Here is a 20904-nt window from a genome sequence, read left to right as displayed (position 1 = left end):
GTGCCAGCGTCGAATTATGCCTAATAAAGCCACGTCGATCACTCCGATCTCCTGTCGAAAGGACAGGGAGAATTGTGCTACGAACGTGGGTCAGATTCCGTTGCAAATTCGTGGGGAAGGTGGGTCAACTTTCAATGCAAATTAACAGTCTAAGGGTATAAACCAAACACCGGCTCCGCACAGTTCATCGCCCGCAAAACAGGGCCTGAAATGCAAAAAGCCCAGCCGGTTAAGGCTGGGCTTTTCTGTGTTCTGGCTCCCCGACCTGGACTCGAACCAGGGACCTGCGGATTAACAGTCCGTCGCTCTACCGACTGAGCTATCAGGGATTAGAGGCAACATTATATACTGTCAAAGCAACACTTTCAAGGTATTACTCAACGGCACTTTCTGCTGCCATTCGCGCCGCCGTAACGACGCGAGACCGAGATATTAAAGCACCTTGGCGACTGCGTCAACCACAGCGTCGATGTTGCGAGTATTCAACGCTGCAACGCAGATACGGCCGGTGTCTACGGCGTAGATCGACTGCTCGCGCAGCTTGCCTACCTGCTCCTTGGTCAGGCCGGAGTAGGAGAACATGCCGATTTGCTCGCGCACGAAGTCGAAGTCGTGGCCTGGGGCTTTTTCTGCCAGCTTGCGCACAAAGGTGTCGCGCATTTCCTTGATGCGCACGCGCATGCCGGCCAGTTCGTCTTCCCACAGCTGGCGCAGTTCCGGGGTGGACAGCACGGTGGCCACCACTTTGCCGCCGTGTACTGGCGGGTTGGAGTAGTTGGTACGCACCACGCGCTTCAGTTGGGACAGCAGGCGGGAAGCTTCATCAGCGGAAGAAGCCACCACGCTCAGCGCGCCCACTCGCTCGCCGTACAGCGAGAAGGACTTGGAGAAGGAGTTGGACACCAGCAGCGGCACGCCGGTGGCAGCGAAGCGGCGCACTACAGCGCCATCTTCCGCGATGCCAGCGCCGAAGCCCTGGTAAGCCATGTCCAGGAACGGAATCAGGCCGCCAGCCACAACGGCAGCGATCACTTCATCCCACTGGCCCTGGGTCAGGTCGGCGCCGGTCGGGTTGTGGCAGCAAGCGTGCAGCACCACGATGGAGCCCTTCGGCATAGCCTTCAGCGCAGCGATCATGCCGGCGAAGTTCACGCCCTTGGTCGACGGATCGTAGTAAGCGTAGTTGTTGACCTTGAAACCGGCGCTTTCGAACAGAGCACGGTGGTTTTCCCAGCTCGGATCGCTGATGTACACGTCCGACGATGGCGAGAAACGCTTCAGGAAGTCGGCGCCGAGCTTCAGCGCGCCGGTACCGCCCAGTGCCTGCACGGTCACTGCACGTTTCTCTTGAATTACGGCGCTGTCGGCACCAAATACCAGCTCTTGTACTGCCTTGTCGTAAGCCGCCAGGCCTTCGATCGGCAGATAGGTACGCGGCGCATGCTGAGCAATCAGAATCGTTTCCGCTTTATCCACGCACGACAGCAGCGGCACTTTGCCATTGTCGTCATAATAAACACCTACACCCAGGTTAATTTTGGCTGGGTTGGTGTCTGCATTAAAGGCTTCGGTGATACCAAGAATAGGGTCGCGCGGGGCCATCTCGATGGCGCTGAAAACGGAAGGATTCGTCATGATAAGATTGGATTCGATTGGAAGCGGTTCGCAGCGTAACATGCCGGCGCCCGAACAAAATCCGGTTTAGGCCGCCGACAAGCGCATATTCTATCAAAGGTCTGAGTTCAATGTCTGATTCGCAAAACGCCGGTACGCCAGAAGCGACCGTCATCACCTTTCCAGATTCACCTTTCCGGCTCCATCAGCCCTTCCCTCCCTCGGGCGACCAGCCCACGGCGATCAAGGAATTGTGCGAGGGCATTGACGATGGTTTGTCGTTCCAGACCCTGCTGGGTGTGACCGGTTCCGGTAAGACTTACACCATGGCCAACGTGATCGCCCGCATGGGCCGACCCGCCATCGTGTTCGCGCCCAACAAGACGCTGGCAGCCCAGCTGTATTCCGAGTTCCGCGAGTTCTTCCCGGAGAATGCGGTCGAATACTTCGTGTCGTACTACGATTACTACCAGCCGGAAGCCTATGTGCCGCAGCGCGACCTGTTCATCGAGAAGGACTCGTCGATCAACGAGCATATTGAGCAGATGCGACTGTCCTGCACCAAGTCGCTGATGGAGCGGCGCGACGTGGTGATCGTGGCTACCGTGTCGGCCATCTACGGTATCGGTAATCCGAACGAATACCACCAGATGATTCTCACGCTGCGCCAAAAGGATAAAGTGGCCCAGCGCGACGTGATCGCGCGCCTGATCCAGATGCAGTACACGCGCAACGAGATGGACTTCGGCCGCGGTACTTTCCGCGTGCGCGGTGACACCATCGACATCTTCCCCGCAGAACACGCGGAGCTGGCTGTGCGCCTGGAGATGTTCGACGATGAAGTCGAATCGATCCAGCTGTTCGACCCGCTCACAGGCCGCGTGAAGACCAAGATCCCGCGCTTCACCGTCTATCCAGGCTCGCACTATGTGACGCCACGTTCAACTGTGCTGCGCGCCATCGAAACCATCAAGGCCGAGCTGCGCGACCGCCTCGAATTCTTCCGCAAGGAAGGCAAGCTGATTGAAGAACAGCGTCTGGAACAGCGCACGCGCTTCGACCTCGAAATGATGGCGGAAATCGGCTTCACCAAGGGCATCGAGAACTACTCGCGTCATCTGTCCCGCGCCATGCCGGGCGAGCCGCCGCCAACGCTGGTGGACTATCTGCCGAAAGACGCGCTGATGTTCCTGGACGAGTCCCACGTGCTGATTGGCCAGCTGTCGGCCATGTACAACGGCGACCGTTCGCGCAAGACCAATCTGGTGGACTATGGCTTCCGCCTGCCGTCCGCGCTGGATAATCGTCCGCTGAAGTTCCAGGAATTCGAATCGAAGATGCGCCAGACGGTGTTCGTATCCGCCACGCCCGCCGACTACGAGCAAAAGAATGCGGGACAGGTGGTCGAGCAGGTGGTGCGCCCTACCGGCCTGGTGGACCCGCAAGTCATCGTGCGCCCTGCCCGCACCCAGGTGGACGATCTGATGTCCGAGATTCAGGACCGCATCGAGAAGAACGAGCGCGTGCTGGTGACCACGCTGACCAAGCGTATGGCCGAACAGCTGACCGAGTACCTGGGCGACCACGGCATCAAGGTGCGCTATCTGCACAGCGATATCGAAACCGTGGAGCGCGTGGAGATCCTGCGCGACCTGCGTATCGGTACCTTCGATGTGCTGGTCGGTATTAACCTGCTGCGCGAAGGCCTGGACTTGCCGGAAGTCTCGCTGGTCGCGATTCTCGACGCGGACAAGGAAGGCTTCCTGCGTTCCGAGCGCTCGCTGATCCAGACCATCGGCCGCGCGGCGCGTAACCTGAACGGCGTGGCCCTGCTGTACGCGGACCACATGACCGATTCGATGGAGCGCGCGATCGGCGAGACGGAGCGCCGCCGCGCCAAGCAGATGGCCTACAACGAGAAAATGGGCATCATCCCACGCGGCGTGCACAAGGTCATCAAGGACATGATCGACGGCGTCTACAGCCCGAACGCAGCCAAGGAAGAGATGGCGGTGCAGGAGTCGGCGGCCAAGTACGAAGCCATGAGCGAGAAGCAGGTCAGCAAGGAAATCAAGCGCCTGGAGAAACTCATGATCGATCACGCCAAAAACCTGGAGTTCGAAAAAGCCGCCCAGGTGCGCGACCAGCTGCACGTGCTCAAACAGCAGCTCTTCGGCGCGCCCGGCGCCGATGTGGTGTCCTAACACCCGCGGCAAAAAGCGGGTGGCTGCCACATCGTGGCAGCCACCTGGTTCACGCCTCTGGTTTTTTCAAAATTCCGGGAACGCGGCGCTCCCAAGCCGCATCTAATGGTCAACTACTCATGAAAACGAATCGACCATGTCCTCCCAACTCGCCCGCGATCATGCGCTGATCTCAGCCGCGACCTGCGGCGCATTCGAGCCGCTGATCCGGCGCTACAACCGCCTGCTCTACCGCACTGCCCGCAGCATCGTCAAAGATGACACCGAGGCCGAGGACGTGCTGCAGGACGCTTACCTGCAAGCTTTCCGTTCCCTGTCCAGCTTCCGCGGCGAATCCAGTCTCGCGACCTGGCTGACGCGCATCGTCATCAACACCGCCCTGGCCCGCCTGCGCAAAGGCGCACACCAGGCCGAGGTCATTCCACTGGAGGGCGCCATGCCGGAAGAACACTGGGAAGCCGAAGCCGAAACCCCGGATACCTCCGCCATGCGCGCCGATGTGCGCCGCCTGCTGGAAAAGAAAATCGATACCCTGCCGGATGCCTTCCGCACCGTCTTCATGCTGCGTGAGCTGGAGGAGATGAGCGTGGAAGAAACCAGCGCCGCGCTGAGCATCCCGGAAGCGACGGTGCGCAGCCGCCACTTCCGCGCCCGCAGCATGCTGCGCGAATCGCTGTCGCGTGAGCTCGACACCGGCCTGCAAGACTCGTTCGGCTTCGATGGCGAACGCTGCGACCGTATTACCGCACGCGTGCTCGCCGCCATTCATCAACCACAAGGAGAACAACCATGAAGAGACTCATACTCGCATCCACCCTCGCCGCCATCAGCACCTTCGCGCTGGCACAAGGTCCTAACGACGCACAGATCGCAGGCATTGTCGTCGCCGCCAACACGGTCGACATCAACGCCGGCAAGCTGGCCGAGAAGACTTCCACCGACAAGAACGTGCAAGCCTTCGCGCGCATGATGGTCAACGACCACACCAGCGTGAACGAAAAAGCCACCGCCCTGGTGAAGAAACTGAAGGTCACGCCGGAAGACAGCGACACCGCCAAGAGCCTGAAAGCCGGCGGCGATGCCAACATCGCCAAGCTGAAAAGCCTGAAGGGCAAAGAGTTCGACAAAGCCTACGTGGACAACGAAGTCACCTACCACCAGGCCGTGATCGACGCGCTGGACAAGACCCTGATCCCGAACGCCAAGAACGCTGAACTGAAGCAGACCCTGGTCAACGTGCGCCCCGCCTTCGTAGCGCACCTGGAGCACGCAAAACACATTCAGTCCGAACTCAAATAATCGGTTGCGGGAGGTACCGGGGCAGCCACTTGGCAGGCCCCGGCGGCGATAGGGTTATTTCGGCTGCGGCACGATGCGCAGATAAGGCTTCGGTGCTTTCCAGCCATTGGGGAACATGGTCTTGGCGTCGTCGTCGCTGACGGAGCCGGCGATGATCACATCTTCCCCGTGCTTCCAGTTCACCGGCGTGGCGACCTTGTGTTTGGCGGTCAGCTGGATCGAGTCGATCACGCGCAGGATCTCATCGAAGTTGCGGCCCGAGGTCATCGGGTAGGTCATCATCATCTTGATTTTCTTGTCCGGACCGATGACAAACACCGAGCGCACCGTGGCGTTGGTGGCGGCAGTGCGGCCTTCCGAGGTGCCCGGCTCCTCAGCGGGCAGCATGTTGTACAGCTTGGCCACGGCCAGGTCGGTATCGCCGATCATTGGGTATTTCACGGCAGCGCCCTGGGTTTCCTCGATGTCGTGCGCCCACTTGCTGTGGTTTTCGACCGGGTCGATGGACAGGCCGATGATCTTGGTATTCCGCTTGGTGAACTCCGGCTCGATCTTGGCCATGTAGCCAAGCTCGGTGGTGCATACCGGGGTGAAGTCTTTCGGATGGGAGAACAGCACCGCCCATTTATCGCCTATCCACTCGTGGAAGTCGATGGAACCTTGGGTAGTCTGGGCTTTGAAGTTTGGTGCGGTATCGTTGATGCGGAGAGACATGACAACTCCTTTCAGGACGGGTCGCGACAAAAATCCAGACCACTATGGTCGCACCACCGCCCTGCGAAGGCAATCTCAAAATGATGACATCAATACACTAGTTCGCTTCCCATGCGCATGAAGAATGGCAGGCCGACCGATTGCAGGCGGTCCATCAGGAAGGCGGCCACCTCTTCGCAGGAGGTCATCGAAATTTCGATATTGTCGAAGTTGTTGTTGTCGAGGCGGCCCAGGCGCACGGTCCATTCGGGCTGCAGGTGGACGTCATCCAGCTGGGCTTGCGAGATCAGCGAGGGACGCTGATGCTGCGGGAAAGCGCCCTGCTCCGACCAGCCCAATTCCACCGTAACCGCATCGCGCAGGCCGCGCGAGTCCGGCGACAGGATGATGAGGCTGTTTCCGTTTTTCCACACCAGCTCCCCGTCCATCAGGCTGGGCGCGGTGACGTTCCATAATTTGAATTCCGGCAGGGATGCACGCATCTGATCGGCGAACGCGCTTGCCAGCGTCAGTCTTAGTTTCCGGTCCATGAGGCTCCTTTGCGCTCAAACATCGCGCAATTATAAGGATGCTTTCCCGCCGGAAATCTATCGAATTGTAACTTCCGCTAATAAAATTGAAAGTTAGTCAAAATATCCGGGCGGGATTGGCCTTGTTCATAATGTTTTGACGAACTCGCGGATACCGCCCAGCAGCATTTCAATCGACATCGCAGCGAGGATCAGGCCCATCAGGCGCTCAAACGCCGTCATCACTTGCGGCCCCAGCACCTTCTGCAAGCGCTCGGCGCCAAGGAAGACGGCCAGCCACACCGCCACCACCGAACCCAGTGCGGCAACGTGAATCAATACCTCGCCCGTGCTTTCGCGCGAGAACAGCAGCACGGTCGCCAGCGCGGAAGGGCCGGCCAGTGCAGGAATCGCCAGCGGCACGATGAAGGGCTCGCCGCCTTCCGTGCGTCCCAGCACTCCATCCGGATGCGGGAACACCATGCGGATGGCGATCAGCAGCAGGATCACGCTGCCCGCAATGCGCAGCGAGGCTTCGGACAGGCTGAGCGCCTTCAGGAAGTGCGAGCCGAAGAACATGAACACCAGCAGCACGATGAAGGCGATCAGGCATTCGCGCACCACGATCTTGGGGCGGCGCCGCGGCGGCACCGGCGCCAGCGCCGTCGCGAACAGGGGAACGTTGCCGAACGGGTCAGTCACCAGCAACAGAAGAATAAAGGTCTGGAAGAAGTCTTGAGTCATGCCGGGATCTTACAGATCTATCAACCGTGCTTCAACAATTTGCGGTCGCAGGCGTCCACAGGCCAGCTGTCCGGCCACAGCTCGGGCTGGATGCGCTCGCCCAGCTGGGTGCGCAGCTTGCCGTAGGTATCACGGTCATTGGCGCGGCAGGCGAAGGAAGCGAACTTGTTGCGCGCCGCCGCGTCGCCCGGATAACGCTGCAGCAGGTCTTCGAAACCCGTCTTCATCAGCGTCCACTCCGGCAGGCTGCGGCGGTCGGGGAAAGTGATGGCATCGCTGCCGTTGCCGTCCTCGCGCCAGTACAGGCGGGCATACATGCTGCCGCCATCGTTGGAGCGCGTGAAGAACACGGCGCGGCGCGCGAACTGGTCGAATTGCACCGCGCTGCCGCCGCCACGCGGACTATAGGCGCGGCCCATGGCGAAGTGGATCTGCTGGTCCTGCGGGAATACCTGCACGGCTTCCAGGTAGGCGCTGGCGACGGCGCGGCGCGTGGCGCCCCCTTCCAGCATCAGGCCGATATTCAGGCTGTACCACAGCGGGCAGCTGGCGGCCTGCGCCTTTACTTGCTGCAGGCGCGCAGTGCCGTTGCCGATCTGTTCGTGATACAGATCCAGCGCTTCCTTCGGCATCGTCGACACCGCGCCCAGGCGCAGCTGCGAGGCATAGGCACGCCAGTAAATCGCTTCCACGAAAGCCTGGGCCAGGGAATCCGGTTGCTGGCTGCGCCATTGGGCCAGCGCCGTGCGGTCGGCTTCCCAGCTTTGCATGCTGCGGAATTGGCTGTCGAAGGCGGGTTCGAAAGCGGCCAGCTCGGGCAAGCCTTCGGGCGTACGGGCGCCGCCGCACCACTCGTGCAGGGTCTTGTCGATGGCCTCGAACTTGTGCTCGGACCACAGCTTCTGCAGCGGGGACGCCGCCAGCGCGGCAGGCGCCGCCGTCAACAGGGGAAGAATCAGGAACAGCCGGGACAACATGCACATCTCCGCAAAACGATGCCAGAGATTATACATATTTTGCCGAGTGGCAATAAAAAATGGCGGCCAGGCTGTGTGCCTGCCGCCACGTTTCAGGGGGATTACGGAGCGATTACGCGCCGGCCTCGCCCTTCTTGATCCAGGCCGCCAGCTGGTGCGGGCGGATGCCGTCGTAATCTTCGAACGGCTGATGAATCCATGGATTGTGCGGCAGTTCTTCCATCTGGTAGTCAGGCTTGAAGGCGGAGCTGCCCTTGGTCCAGATCACTGCGGACTTCACTTCGGTCACGCCTTCGAAGTTTTCCTTCAGGTGAGACATCACCTTGGTCAGGGTCACGCCAGAGTCGGCCAGGTCGTCCACCAGCAGGATCTTGCCTTTCAGCGGGCCCTTGGTCATGGTCATGTACTTGGCGATATCCAGGTCGCCGCGCACGGTGCCCGCTTCTTCGCGGTAGGAGCTGGTCGACAGAATGGCCAGCGGCACGTCGAAGATACGCGAGAACACGTCGCCCGGACGCACGCCGCCGCGCGCCAGGCACAGCACCATGTCGAACTTCCAGCCGGATTCGTACACCTTCAGCGCCAGGCGCTCGATCAGGCGGTGATACTCATCCCAGGAAACCCACAGATGTTTTTGGTCAGATACAGGGGTAGTCATATTGCTCGACTCTTTTCTTATTCAAATGGGTGACGCAGAACGATGGTCTCTTCGCGGTCCGGACCGGTCGAAACCATGTCCACCGGCACGCCCACCAGTTCTTCGATACGCTTGATGTAGGCACGGGCATTGGCCGGCAGCGCAGCCAGCGACTTGGCGCCAACGGTGCTTTCGGTCCAGCCAGGCATTTCTTCGTAGATCGGCTCGCAGCGCGCGGCTTCTTCAGCGCCGACCGGGAAGATGTCCACGTGCTTGCCATCGACCATATAGCCGGTGCACAGCTTCAGGGATTCCAGGCCATCCAGCACGTCCAGCTTGGTCAGGCACATGCCGGACACGCCGTTGATCTGCACCGAGCGGCGCAGCAGCGCAGCGTCGAACCAGCCGCAGCGGCGGGCGCGGCCCGTCACGGTGCCGAACTCGTGGCCCACGGACGCCAGGTGCTTGCCTACGCCCTGGTCGGTCGGCAGTTCGGATGGGAACGGACCGGAACCAACGCGGGTAGTGTAGGCCTTGGTGATGCCGAGGATGTAGTGCAGCATGCCCGGACCCACGCCAGCGCCGGCAGCGGCATTGCCGGCCACGCAGTTGGAGGATGTCACGAACGGATAGGTGCCGTGGTCAACGTCCAGCAGCGAACCCTGTGCGCCTTCGAACAGCAGCGAGCCGCCGTTCTTGTGCACCGAGTACAGTGCGGACGACACGTCGGTCACCATCGGGCGCAGGCGCGGCACGTAGGCCAGCGCGTCGTCCAGGGTCTTCTGGTAATCGATCTTCGGCGCCTTGAGATAGTTCTCCAGCACGAAGTTGTGGTAGTCCAGGTTCTCTTTCAGCTTCTCTGCGAAACGCTCGGTGTTCAGCAGGTCGGCCACGCGGATGGCGCGGCGCGCCACCTTGTCTTCATAGGCCGGGCCGATGCCCTTGCCGGTGGTGCCGATCTTGGCGGCGCCGCGCGCTGCTTCGCGGGCTGCATCCAGCGCGGTGTGGTATGGCAGGATGACCGGGCAGGCTTCGGAAATCTTCAGACGGGAAGCCACTTCCACGCCGGCTGCTTCCAGCTTGTCGATTTCGCGCAGTACGTCCGGCACGGACAGCACCACACCGTTGCCGATGTAGCAGGCCACGCCTGGGCGCATGATGCCCGAAGGGATCAGTTGCAGCGCAGTCTTCACGCCGCCGATAACGAGGGTGTGGCCCGCGTTGTGGCCACCCTGGAAGCGAACCACGCCCTGTGCGTGTTCGGTCAGCCAGTCGACGATCTTGCCCTTGCCTTCATCGCCCCACTGGGTGCCGATAACGACGACGTTCTTTGCAGTTTTCTTTGACATCACACTTAACCTAGGTTTTTAAGAATCCAGTTACTACCACTTTCGTCGAGCACCAGCGCGCGGTCGCACTCGAACTCGTCCTGTTCGTTGTTGTGACCCGGCAGGGACTGGATCACAACTTCGCCGGACTTGCGCAGCTCGGCGATTTTTTCTTTCAGTTCGGGCGCATTGCCCCACGGCGCGCGGATCGAATGCTTGCGCTCCGCCGTCGGCAGCAGGCGCGCCAGCTCGCGCAGATCCATCGAGAAGCCGGTTGCCGGACGCGCGCGGCCAAAAGCTTCGCCCACGTGGTCGTAACGGCCGCCACGCGCCACCGCGTTCGGCAGGCCCGGCACGTACAGCGCAAACATGGCGCCGCTCTCGTACTGGTAGCCGCGCAGGTCGGCCAGGTCGATCGCCACATTGGCGCGGCCGATGGCCGACGCCGCCAGTGCCGCCAGCTCGGCCAGCGCCTTGCTGATACCCGGCAGTTCCGGCAGCTCGGCGCGGGCGCGCTTCAACACTTCCACATCGCCGTACAGATTCGGCAGGGCCAGCAGCGCCTTGCGCGTGCCTTCGGCGTAATTCGCGGCCAGCGCCTTCAGGCCTGGCACATCCTTACCCCGCAGCAGAGCCACGATGGCGTCATGATCTTTTTCGGCGGCCTGGTCCTGGCTCAGGATGGCGCGCAGCACGCCGACATGGGTCAGGTCCAGACGCACATCGGTGAAACCGGCCAGCTCCAGCGAGCCCAGTGCCAGTTCCTGGATTTCCGCGTCCGCTTCCAGGCCGGCGTGGCCATAGATCTCGGCGCCGATCTGGATCGGTTCGCGGGTGGCGTGCAGGCCGGACGGACGGGTATGCAGCACCGAGCCGCAGTAGCACAGGCGGGTCACGGTGGCACGGTTCAGCAGGTGCGCATCGATACGCGCCACCTGGGTCGTCATGTCCGGGCGCAGGCCCAGCATGCGGCCGGAAATCTGGTCGACCAGTTTGAAGGTGCGCAGGTTGCTGTCCTCGCCGGCGCCGGTCATCAGGGACTCGACGTATTCCAGCAGTGGAGGCATGACCAGCTCGTAGCCATACAGCCGGAAATTATCCAGCATCAGGCGGCGCAACTCCTCAATCTTGCGTGCTTCGGACGGCAAGACGTCGGCAATGTGTTCAGGCAGAAGCCAATTCGGCATTGGAAGAATCTATTGAATGATAAACAATGCAGGCGCAGGTGCGCCGCCCGGAAAACCGGAGAGCCAAACCGCGTATTCTACGCGAAAACGTGGCTCAACTGGAAAAAAAATGGGGACGGAACACATTTGCCGCCTCGGCGGAAATTGTGTTCCGTCCCCATTTTCTGGCTGGCTGGGACGGCTTATTTGCCTGCGCCCGGGGCCTTGAAATATTTGAAGAACTCGGTGTTCGGATCGACCACCATCACGTCCGCCTTCGACTTGAAGGAGCCGCGATAAGCTTCCAGACTACGGTAGAACTTGTAGAACTCCGGATTGCGGCCAAACGCTTCAGCATAGATCTGGGACGCCTTGGCATCGCCCTCGCCCTTGATCTTCTCCGCGTCGCGGTAGGCTTCGGCCAGGATCACGGTACGCTGTTTCTCGGCGTCGGCGCGGATCTTTTCGGATTCCGCCGCACCGGTGGAACGCAGCTCGTTCGCCACGCGCAGGCGCTCGGCCTTCATGCGGTCATACACCGAGTTGTTGATCTGCTCAACATAATCGACCCGCTTCAGGCGCACGTCGATGATGTCGACGCCGATCTGCTTGGCCTCATTCACCACCTTGCCGCGCAGTTCGTCCATCACCTTGCCGCGCTGGCCCGAGATCACTTCGCGCACGGTGCGCTTGGTGATGGCGTCGTTCAGCGCTGCCTTGACGATCTGCGACATGCGGTCACGCGCCCTGCCCTCGTCGCCACCAAAGGAAACGAAGTACAGGCGTGGATCGGTAATGCGCCACTTCACGTACGAGTCGACCAGGATGTTCATCTTCTCGGCCGTGATGAAGCGGTCAGCGTCCTGGTTGTCCAGGGTCAGGATGCGCTTGTCCAGATACAGCACATTCTGGAACGGCGGCGGCAGCTTGAAGTGCAGCCCTGGTTCGCTGATGACCTGCTTCACTTCACCCAGGGCGAAGACGATGGCGAACTTGCGCTGGTCCACCACGAACACGGTGGAAGACAGCAGCATCAGAGCGACAAACGTCGCAATCAGATAAGTAACGAGTCGGTTCATTAGCGGCTCTCCCGGTCACGGGACGAATCGCGCGAACGCAGGTCGCGGCGGTTCGGGTCGAGGTTCTGCATGCTGTTGTCCGGCGTCAGAAGCACGGCAGCAGGTGGCGGCGGCGTCTGCGAGGCGGCACGCGCAGCATCGGCGGCGGCCACCTGGGCAATCAGCTTGTCCAGCGGCAGATACAGCAGGTTATTGCCATTGCGCGAATCGGCCATGACCTTGGTGGTGTTGGCGAAGATCTGCTGCATGGTGTCGAGGTACATGCGGTCGCGCGTCACGCCCGGCGCTTTCTGGTACTCGGCCAGCACCGACTTGAAGCGGTCGGCGTTACCGGTCGCGTTCTCCACGGTCTGGGCGCGATAGGCTTCCGCCTGCTGCACCAGCGCGAAGGCGGTGCCGCGGGCTTTCGGCACCACGTCGTTGGCATATGCCTGGCCTTCGTTCTTCTGGCGCTCGCGGTCCTGGCTGGCTTTCACGGCGTCGTCAAAGGCGGCCTGCACCTGCTCCGGCGGCTGCACGCCCTGCATGGTCACATTGGTGATCTGCACACCGGACGCGTAGCGGTCCAGGATGGTCTGCATCAGCTGCTGGGTTTCCAGCGCCACCTTCTCGCGGCCTTCGTACAGCACGAAGTCCATCTTGCTGCGGCCAACCACTTCGCGGATCGACGTCTCAGCCACCTGGCGCACGGTTTCTTCCGCATCGCGGTTGTTGTACAGCCAGGCCACCGGGTCTTTCAGCTTGAACTGCACAGCGAACTGGATGTCGATAATGTTCTCGTCATCGGTCAGCATCAGCGATTCGCGCGCCTGCTTGGAGCGCACATTGCCGCGATAGCCCACTTCCACCGTGCGCACCTGCGACACGTTCACCGTCTCATCGTTCTGGAACGGATACGGCCAGCGCCAGTTGAAACCGGCCGGCGTGGTGTGGCTGAATTTGCCGAAGGTGGTGACGACGCCGGTCTGGCCTTCCTGCACGATGAAGGCGCCGGATGCCAGCCATACCAGCACGGCAATCGAAGCCACCGCGCCGAAGGTAAAGCCGGCGCCCTTCATGTCGCCGCCGCTGCCGCCGCCGGAGCCGTTACCGCTGTTGCGGTTGCGGCCACCGCCGAACAAGCCGTTCAGGCGCTGATTGAAGTCGCGCCACAGCTGGTCGAGATCGGGCGGGCCATCGCCGGGCTTCTTGCCCTCCTGCGCCTGCTTATTGCCATCGCGGTTATTGCCCCAACGCGGGTCATTCAGCGACAGATTCAGGCCGGGTCTTTTCTTGAAAAAGGAAAAAGCCATGTTTTTATTAGTGTGATCCAGCATGGATTAGGTTGGAAATACTGTCCGGCGCCATCGGTTCTTCCCGGTGCGCGGCGGCTTCCTGCTCGTCCTTGGCGGCTTCACTGATTGCTTCGCGCAGCAGGTCCAGCCCTGCACCCGTGCGTGCGCTGATGAAGACGCGGGAAATCTTATCATACTCATCACGTTCGACCGCCGGCTCAAGGTCGGCCGCATCAATCTTGTTCCATACCAGGATCTGTGGAATATGGTCGGCGCCGATTTCCTGCAGCACCGCATTGACCTGTTCGATCTGCTCCATGCGCACCGGACTGGAACCATCGACCACATGCAGCAGCAGGTCGGCGTGGATGGTTTCCTCCAGCGTGGCGCGGAATGCCGCCACCAGCTGGTGCGGCAGTTCGCGCACGAAGCCCACCGTGTCCGACAGCACGACATTGCCGACCTCTTCGCCCATGTAGATGCGGCGCGAAGTGGTGTCCAGGGTGGCGAACAGCTGGTCCGCGACGTAGACGCCGGCTTTGGTCATGGCGTTGAACAGCGTGGACTTGCCGGCGTTGGTATAGCCGACCAGCGACACCGAGAAGGTGTGGTTGCGGTTGCGCGCACGGCGCTGCGTCTCGTGCTGCTTGCGCAGCTTGGCCAGGCGGGTACGCAGCATCTTCACGCGCTCGCCGATCAATCGGCGGTCGGTTTCGAGCTGGGTTTCACCAGGGCCGCGCAGACCGATACCACCCTTCTGACGCTCAAGGTGGGTCCAGCCGCGGATCAGGCGGGTGGACAGGTGCTGCAGCTGTGCCAGTTCCACTTGCAGCTTACCCTCGTGGCTCTTGGCGCGCTGCGCGAAGATATCGAGGATCAGGCTGGTGCGGTCCAGCACGCGGACGCTGAGACGTTTTTCGAGATTGCGCTGCTGGGCGGGCGACAGCGCGTGATTGAAGATGACGATTTCGAGTTTGTGGTCCTGGACGGCAAGGCCGATTTCATCCGCCTTGCCGCTGCCGACGAAATACGCGGCGTCGGGCGACGACCGCTTGCCGGTAATGGTCGTTACCGGCTCTGCTCCCGCGGAACGCGCGAGCAGCGTCAGCTCCTCGATACTGGCAGCAAAGTCGCCCTGTCCGAAATCTACCCCGACTAATGCTGCACGCATAGGAACGGCTTTACTCCGCCGCCTCGGAAGAGGATTCGATATTCAGGTTGACGGCGCGGGCCGGCACCACCGTAGAAATCGCATGCTTGTACACCATCTGGGTGACGGTGTTACGCAGCAGGACCACATACTGGTCGAAAGACTCGATATGACCTTGCAGCTTGATGCCGTTGACCAGGTAGATCGAGACAGGAACGTGCTCTTTACGCAGCGCGTTCAGGAATGGGTCTTGTAACAATTGCCCTTTATTGCTCATAACAGCTCCAGTTTTATGTTGTTGTCTAGAATTGGAGGCGAAACTCTTGAATTCAAGTGCCGTGGGGATGCTCCAAAGCTACTGTACCTTGTTTTTTCGAATCCTGCAGGAGTGCGCGAGGATTATTTCTCGCTTTTTGCAAAGGGATTCTTGCCGGTGCGCAATTCTATGCGCAGTGGAGTACCAACCAAGTTAAAAGTGTCACGGAAGTGTTTTTCCAGGTAACGCTTATATGGCTCCGCAATCGCGTCCAGCGAGTTACCGTGGATGACGATCACCGGCGGATTCTGGCCGCCCTGGTGGGCATAGCGCATCTTCGGACGGGTACCGCCCTTGCGCTTCGGCTCCTGCTTCTCAATCGCTTCCTGCAGCGCGCGCGTCAGCTTCGGCGTCGGCAGATTGGCGGTGGCCGCAGCATAAGCCTGGTCCACGGATTTCATCAGCGGGCCGATATTGGTGCCCTTCAACGCCGAAATAAAGTGCGTCTTGGCCCAGCTCAGGAAGTCGACCTTGCGGTCCAGGTCCATCTTCACCTGGTCGCGCTGGTCCGATTGCAGGCCGTCCCATTTGTTCACGGCCAGCACCAGGGCGCGGCCGGATTCGAGAATGAAGCCGGCGATGTGGGCATCCTGCTCCGAGATATCCTGCTGGGCATCCAGCATCAGGATCACCACGTTCGCTTCCGAGATCGATTGCAGGGTCTTCACCACCGAGAACTTCTCGATCGCTTCGAATACCTTGCCGCGGCGACGGATACCGGCCGTGTCGATCAGGGTGTAGTGCTTGCCATCGCGCTCGAACGGAATCTCGATCGAGTCGCGCGTGGTGCCCGGCATGTCGAAGGCGATTACGCGCTCTTCGCCCACCAGGGTGTTGATCAGGGTGGACTTGCCCACGTTCGGGCGGCCCACCAGCGCGATCTTCACGCCGCGTTCGGACGGCAGCAGCTCGTCTTCATCGGCCGGGCGCGAGGCGAAGGCCTTGTCCAGCGCCTCGTTCACCAGATCGTGCACGCCGTCGCCATGGGCGCCGGAAATCGCATACGGATCGCCCAGGCCCAGCTCGTAGAAGTCGGACACGGCCGCCGTATAGCGCATGCCTTCCGCCTTGTTCACCACCAGCAGCACCGGACGGCCCGACTTGCGCAGGAAGTCGGTAATGGTTTTGTCGTGCGGAGTCATGCCCTGGCGGCCATCCACCAGGAACACCACCACGTCCGCTTCCGCGACGGCCTGCTTGGTCTGCAGGGCCATCTGGAACATGATGCCTTCCTTCGCAACCGGCTCAAAGCCGCCGGTATCGATGACCAGGAACGGGCGGTCGCCGACGCGGCCCTCGCCATAGTGACGGTCACGCGTCAGACCAGGCAAGTCCGCCACCAGCGCGTCGCGCGAGCGGGTCAGACGATTGAATAAGGTCGACTTCCCGACGTTCGGGCGACCTACGAGTGCGATTACCGGCTTCATTTTCTTCTTATTACTCGGCCGCGATGGCGGCCACTGTTCCTGCTTGGGTTTGAACGATCATATTCGAGCCGGACAACAGCGGCACGGACTTAATCGCGCTGCTGTCGAGCGAGACTCGACCTAACAACGTGCCATCTTCCCGCGACAGGAAGTGCACATATCCATCATAGTCGCCCACGGCCACCAGGCGGCCGAAGGACAGCGGGGTGGACAGCTGGCGGTTGGCCAGGGTGTCCACTTTCCAGGCGCTGGCGCCGCCGTCGCGGGCGTAGGCAATCACGCTGCCCTTGTCGTCCGCCACGAAGACGAAGCGCTGATCCACCGACACGCCCACGTCAGACGAGGCATCCTTGGTCCAGCGGGCCACGCCCGTGTTCACGTCGAAGCAGCCTACCTTGCCCTGGAAGGTCACGGTGCAGATGTCCTGGTCGAACACCACCGGAGTGCCGCCGATGTCGGACACGCGCTCCAGTTCCGTGGCGCCCTTCGGCTCCGCGACCGGCACTTCAAAGCGCGGCACGCCATTGCTCAGGGCCAGGCCCAGCATGCGGCCGGCCGGCTGCGCCGCCACCACATTGGTGCCTGCGATGACCATGCCCGGCGCATTGCGCAGGGTCAGAGCCGGGGTCGGACGCTGAATGAACCAGCGCTTTTCGCCCGTCTTCTCATCGTAGGCGGTGATCTTGTTGTCCACGCTGCGCACGATCACATTGCCGCCGCCAATCACCGGCGTCGACAGGATCTCGCTGGAAGCCTGGGTGGTCCACAGCTCCTTGCCGCTATTGGCATCGAACACCAGGACCTTGCCCTTGACGCCGCCCACAACGACCACGGTGCCATCGCTGCCTACGCCTGCCGTCAGGTCGGTGCCGGCCTTGACATGCCACTGCTGTTTGCCGCTGTTGGCATCCAGGCGGTCCACATTGCCGTCCGCATCGGCCACGAACACGCTGCCGTTGACCAGGGCCGGGTTGAACACGTTGGCGCCCGCCTTGTTCATCGAGTGCTTCCACACGATCTTGGCAGGAATCGGCGACTTCAGCTCGACCAGCTTGGCGGGAGCGTTCTTGTCTTCCTTCTTGAACGGATTCAGCTTGCTCATGGTGCTGCAGCCGGAGATGGCCAGCGCCATCACGCTCAGTGCAATAACTTTTCCAGTAACGCGCATGCGATTAGGCCTTCTCTTCCGGTACGGTGCCGCCGATCGATTCGAGCTTCAGCTGGATCAGCTGACGGCCCGGGCTCTTCTTGTCGCTCGATTCCAGCGCGGTCTTGTAAGCAGCGCGCGCTTCCTCCAGCTTGTTCTGTGCGGCGAGGATATCGCCCTTGCGGTCAGCAGCGGCAGCCTTGAACTGCGGCAGCGCTTCGCCGGACACCAGCTTCAGCGCTTCGTCGTACGCTTTCTCGTCCAGCAGCACGCCGGCCAGGCGGATTTGCGCGATGGCTTTGTATTCGTCGTTGCCATGATCGATCACCCATTGCAGCTGGGCCTTGGCGGACTTCAGATCCTTCGCATCGAAGGACGACTTGGCAGCCGACAGCGCGGACATTTGCGCGTAAGCGGTGCTGCCGAATTTCGATTCGATGTCGCCGGCGGTACGCAGCACCTTGGCGTTGTCCTTGCCGATATTGCCTTGCAGGTCTTCAAACAGCACGGATGCTTGCGCTGCCTGGTTGCGCTGGTAGTAGTTCCAGCCGGTCCAACCCGAATAAGCCGCCAGGCCCGCGATGATCACCCAGGTGCTCGCATTGCCGTATTTCGCCCACCACGCCTTGAGAGTAGCAAGCTGTTCTTGTTCTTCGAGATCGTATGCCATGGTTCTGTCTTTATCGCTTTATCGATTAATGGTAGTGGGAGTGGTGGTGATGGGTCGGATCGTCGCATTCGTCTCCACAGCCTGCGATCTGATCCACGATGTAATCCACCACGCCTTCAAACGGCACGGTGGCTTGCTGCTGTTCGCTTTCTTCGCCGCGCAGCGCTTTCACATTGGCTGCCTTGTTGGCGATTTCGTCTTCGCCGATGATGACCGCGTAGGAAGCACCGCTGCCGTCCGCCTTCTTCATCTGCGACTTGAAGCTGCCCGCGCCGCTGGCCGCAGCGCAGTGCAGGATCACATCCAGGCCCGCATCGCGCAGGCGCTCGGCCAGCACAAAGCTCTGCATCTGCGCTTCATCGCCCTGGTGCACCATGTACACGTCGCACTGGCGTGGCTGGGCGGTGTCGCCCAGGCCTTTCATCAATTCGATCAGGCGCTCGATGCCCATCGCGAAACCGACCGCAGGCGTTGGCTTACCGCCCGACATTTCGATCAGAGGGTCATAACGGCCGCCGGCGCACACGGTACCCTGCGCACCCAGTTCGTCGGTCACCCATTCGAACACGGTGCGGTTGTAGTAATCCAGGCCGCGCACCAGACGCGGGTTGACGGTGTACTGGATGGCGTTCATGTCCAGGATCTTCTTCACGCCATTGAAGTGGGCCAGCGATTCCTCACCCAGATAGTCCAGCAGCTTCGGCGCGCCGTTCACCATGGCCTGCATGGCCGGGTTCTTGGTGTCCAGGATACGCAGCGGGTTGGTGTTCAGGCGGCGCTTGGCTTCCGCGTCCAGCAGCTCTTCGTGCTGCTGCAGGTAGGCGATCAGGTCCACGCGGTGGCGCGCGCGCTCTTCGGCGTCGCCGATGGAGTTCAGTTCCAGGCGCACGTTCTGCAGGCCCAGATCATCCCACAGGCGGCGGCACATCATGATCATTTCGGCGTCCACGTCCGGACCGGTGAAGCCCACGGCTTCCGCGCCGAACTGGTGGAACTGGCGGTAGCGGCCGCGCTGCGGACGCTCGTGGCGGAACATCGGTCCCTTGTACCACACGCGCTTCGGGCCTTCGTACACCAGATTGTGCTCGATCACCGCGCGCACTACACCGGCCGTGCCTTCAGGACGCAGGGTCAGCTTGTCGCCGTTCATGGAGTCTTCGAAGGAGTACATCTCCTTTTCCACGATGTCGGTCACGGCGCCGATGGCGCGCGTGAACAGGCGCGTTTCTTCCACGATCGGCGTGCGGATCTGCTGGAAGCCATAGCTTTGCAGCACCGACTGCGCGGTGTTTTCAAACAGTTCCCACAAGTGGGCTTCGGACGGCAGGAGATCGTTCATCCCCTTTACGCCGGTAATCTTTTCGGCTTTGGACATTTTATTAAGCTGCTTTGCTGTAGTTCTTTTTCACGTAATCGAGCACGATGGTCTGGAACTCCTGCACGATGCCTTCACCGCGCAGGGTCGCCACTTTCTGGCCGTCGACAAACACCGGCGCGGCCGGCGATTCGCCAGTGCCGGGCAGGCTGATGCCGATATTGGCGTGCTTCGACTCGCCCGGTCCGTTGACGATGCAGCCCATCACGGCCACGTTCATCGCCTCCACGCCGGGGTAGAGTTTTTTCCATTCAGGCATCTGTTCGCGCAGGTAGCTCTGGATATCGTCCGCCAGTTCCTGGAACACGGTGGACGTGGTACGGCCACAGCCCGGGCAGGCAATCACCATCGGGGTGAATTTGCGCAGGCCCATGGTCTGCAGGATTTCCTGGCCTACCACCACTTCCTTGGTGCGGTCGCCGCCCGGTTCCGGGGTCAGCGAAATGCGGATGGTGTCGCCGATGCCTTCCTGCAGCAACACCGACAGCGCGGCGGTCGACGCCACGATGCCCTTGCTGCCCATGCCCGCTTCAGTCAGGCCCAGGTGCAGCGGATAGTCGCAGCGCTTGCCCAGTTCGCGGTAAACGGCGATCAGGTCCTGCACGCCGGAGACTTTGCAGGACAGGATGATTTTGTCGCGGGCCAGGCCCAGTTCTTCGGCGCGCTGCGCATTCTCGATGGCGGAGGTGATCAGCGCCTCGTACATCACGGCTTGCGCACTCCACGGATTTTCGCGGGCCGCGTTTTCGTCCATGATGCGCGCCAGCAGGGCCTGATCCAGCGAGCCCCAGTTGACGCCGATGCGCACCGGCTTGTCGTGTTTCGCCGCCACTTCGATCATCTGTGCGAATTGCGTATCGCGCTTGGCGCCCTTGCCCACATTGCCCGGGTTGATGCGGTACTTCGACAGCGCAGCGGCGCAGTCAGGATAATCGGTCAGCAAGGTGTGGCCGTTGTAGTGGAAGTCGCCCACCAGCGGCACGTCGACGCCCATCTTGTCCAGCTGGTCGCGGATATACGGCACGGCAGCTGCGGCTTCCGGACGGTCCACCGTCAGGCGCACCAGCTCGGAGCCGGCGCGCGCCAGTTCCTTGATCTGGATCGCGGTCGCCACGGCATCGGCGGTGTCGGTATTCGTCATCGATTGCACGACGACCGGCGCGTCGCCGCCTACCCAGATCTTGCGCTCACCGTACTGCACCAGCACGCGGCGGCTGGCGCGGCGTGCCAGAGGTCCCGAAGGGATGGGGTTGTTCGAATCGGTCATGTGCTTC

General features: G+C 61.4%; 20 protein-coding genes and 1 tRNA gene. 3 read left to right on the top strand and 18 right to left on the bottom strand.

All coding sequences use genetic code 11. The features are described 5' to 3' along the window. Positions 1-253: 253 nt before the first annotated feature. Both AB4Z19_RS11160 and AB4Z19_RS11155 read right to left on the bottom strand, forming a co-directional pair. Positions 254-329: transfer RNA gene (locus AB4Z19_RS11160), tRNA-Asn, on the bottom strand. 103 nt (positions 330-432) lie between these two features. Next, positions 433-1635, bottom strand: a complete 1203-nt coding sequence (locus AB4Z19_RS11155; protein ID WP_442035264.1) for an amino acid aminotransferase — start codon at positions 1633-1635, stop codon at positions 433-435. A gap of 110 nt (positions 1636-1745) precedes the next feature. Here AB4Z19_RS11155 and uvrB point away from each other — a divergent pair, with 110 nt between their 5' ends. From uvrB to AB4Z19_RS11140, 3 genes are all read left to right on the top strand, one after another. After that, on the top strand, positions 1746-3818 hold the full coding sequence (uvrB, locus tag AB4Z19_RS11150; RefSeq protein WP_442027235.1) for an excinuclease ABC subunit UvrB: 2073 nt from the start codon (positions 1746-1748) through the stop codon (positions 3816-3818). 136 nt (positions 3819-3954) lie between these two features. Then, positions 3955-4611, top strand: coding sequence for an RNA polymerase sigma factor (locus AB4Z19_RS11145; RefSeq protein ID WP_442027236.1), 657 nt, complete (start codon positions 3955-3957; stop codon positions 4609-4611). Further along, entirely contained in the window at positions 4608-5117 is a 510-nt protein-coding gene (locus tag AB4Z19_RS11140) for a DUF4142 domain-containing protein (protein ID WP_442027237.1), read from the top strand. The genes AB4Z19_RS11145 and AB4Z19_RS11140 overlap by 4 nt, the downstream gene beginning before the upstream one ends. A 54-nt stretch (positions 5118-5171) precedes the next feature. Here AB4Z19_RS11140 and AB4Z19_RS11135 read toward each other — a convergent pair whose 3' ends face one another. The 16 genes from AB4Z19_RS11135 to ispG form a co-directional block, all read right to left on the bottom strand. Then, positions 5172-5831: a peroxiredoxin gene (locus tag AB4Z19_RS11135; protein ID WP_442027239.1), complete on the bottom strand. Its 660-nt coding sequence runs from the start codon at positions 5829-5831 to the stop codon at positions 5172-5174. A gap of 89 nt (positions 5832-5920) precedes the next feature. Next, complete coding sequence (locus tag AB4Z19_RS11130) at positions 5921-6361, bottom strand: hypothetical protein (RefSeq protein WP_442025729.1); 441 nt, start codon at positions 6359-6361, stop codon at positions 5921-5923. Positions 6362-6487: 126 nt separating this feature from the next. Further along, positions 6488-7084: a MarC family protein gene (locus AB4Z19_RS11125; protein WP_442025730.1), complete on the bottom strand. Its 597-nt coding sequence runs from the start codon at positions 7082-7084 to the stop codon at positions 6488-6490. A gap of 20 nt (positions 7085-7104) precedes the next feature. Further along, a complete protein-coding gene (locus AB4Z19_RS11120) occupies positions 7105-8061 on the bottom strand; it encodes a hypothetical protein (RefSeq protein WP_442025731.1) in 957 nt (318 codons plus the stop codon). 112 nt (positions 8062-8173) lie between these two features. After that, positions 8174-8719, bottom strand: a complete 546-nt coding sequence (locus AB4Z19_RS11115; RefSeq protein ID WP_442025732.1) for a phosphoribosyltransferase — start codon at positions 8717-8719, stop codon at positions 8174-8176. Between the two features lie 17 nt (positions 8720-8736). Continuing rightward, a complete protein-coding gene (locus tag AB4Z19_RS11110; RefSeq protein WP_442035263.1) occupies positions 8737-10047 on the bottom strand; it encodes an adenylosuccinate synthase in 1311 nt (436 codons plus the stop codon). Positions 10048-10052: 5 nt separating this feature from the next. Next, entirely contained in the window at positions 10053-11213 is a 1161-nt protein-coding gene (locus AB4Z19_RS11105; protein ID WP_442025734.1) for an ATP phosphoribosyltransferase regulatory subunit, read from the bottom strand. Between the two features lie 182 nt (positions 11214-11395). Beyond that, on the bottom strand, positions 11396-12271 hold the full coding sequence (hflC, locus tag AB4Z19_RS11100; RefSeq protein ID WP_442025735.1) for a protease modulator HflC: 876 nt from the start codon (positions 12269-12271) through the stop codon (positions 11396-11398). Beyond that, positions 12271-13563, bottom strand: coding sequence for an FtsH protease activity modulator HflK (gene hflK / locus AB4Z19_RS11095; RefSeq protein WP_442035262.1), 1293 nt, complete (start codon positions 13561-13563; stop codon positions 12271-12273). Before hflK ends, hflC begins: the two co-directional genes overlap by 1 nt. Positions 13564-13570: 7 nt before the next feature. Further along, on the bottom strand, positions 13571-14716 hold the full coding sequence (hflX, locus tag AB4Z19_RS11090; RefSeq protein WP_442025737.1) for a GTPase HflX: 1146 nt from the start codon (positions 14714-14716) through the stop codon (positions 13571-13573). A gap of 10 nt (positions 14717-14726) precedes the next feature. Further along, positions 14727-14972, bottom strand: coding sequence for an RNA chaperone Hfq (gene hfq / locus AB4Z19_RS11085; protein WP_395400609.1), 246 nt, complete (start codon positions 14970-14972; stop codon positions 14727-14729). A 122-nt stretch (positions 14973-15094) separates the two neighbouring features. Beyond that, positions 15095-16438: a ribosome biogenesis GTPase Der gene (gene der, locus AB4Z19_RS11080; protein ID WP_442035261.1), complete on the bottom strand. Its 1344-nt coding sequence runs from the start codon at positions 16436-16438 to the stop codon at positions 15095-15097. A gap of 10 nt (positions 16439-16448) precedes the next feature. Further along, complete coding sequence (gene bamB, locus AB4Z19_RS11075) at positions 16449-17606, bottom strand: outer membrane protein assembly factor BamB (protein ID WP_442026502.1); 1158 nt, start codon at positions 17604-17606, stop codon at positions 16449-16451. A gap of 4 nt (positions 17607-17610) precedes the next feature. Continuing rightward, the gene (locus AB4Z19_RS11070; RefSeq protein WP_442026503.1) at positions 17611-18255 is read right to left on the bottom strand and encodes a YfgM family protein; all 645 of its coding nucleotides are present in this window, start codon (positions 18253-18255) and stop codon (positions 17611-17613) included. Positions 18256-18280: 25 nt separating this feature from the next. Next, positions 18281-19630, bottom strand: a complete 1350-nt coding sequence (hisS, locus tag AB4Z19_RS11065; RefSeq protein WP_442026504.1) for a histidine--tRNA ligase — start codon at positions 19628-19630, stop codon at positions 18281-18283. Between the two features lie 4 nt (positions 19631-19634). Then, a complete protein-coding gene (gene ispG / locus AB4Z19_RS11060; RefSeq protein ID WP_442035260.1) occupies positions 19635-20897 on the bottom strand; it encodes a flavodoxin-dependent (E)-4-hydroxy-3-methylbut-2-enyl-diphosphate synthase in 1263 nt (420 codons plus the stop codon). Positions 20898-20904: the final 7 nt, after the last annotated feature.

It is taken from the genome of Pseudoduganella sp. RAF19 (assembly GCF_052114165.1).
In the GTDB taxonomy this organism is placed as follows: domain Bacteria; phylum Pseudomonadota; class Gammaproteobacteria; order Burkholderiales; family Burkholderiaceae_D; genus Rugamonas.
The sequence above is the reverse complement of the archived record's forward strand: the minus strand, read 5'-3'. Positions and strand labels throughout refer to the sequence as shown.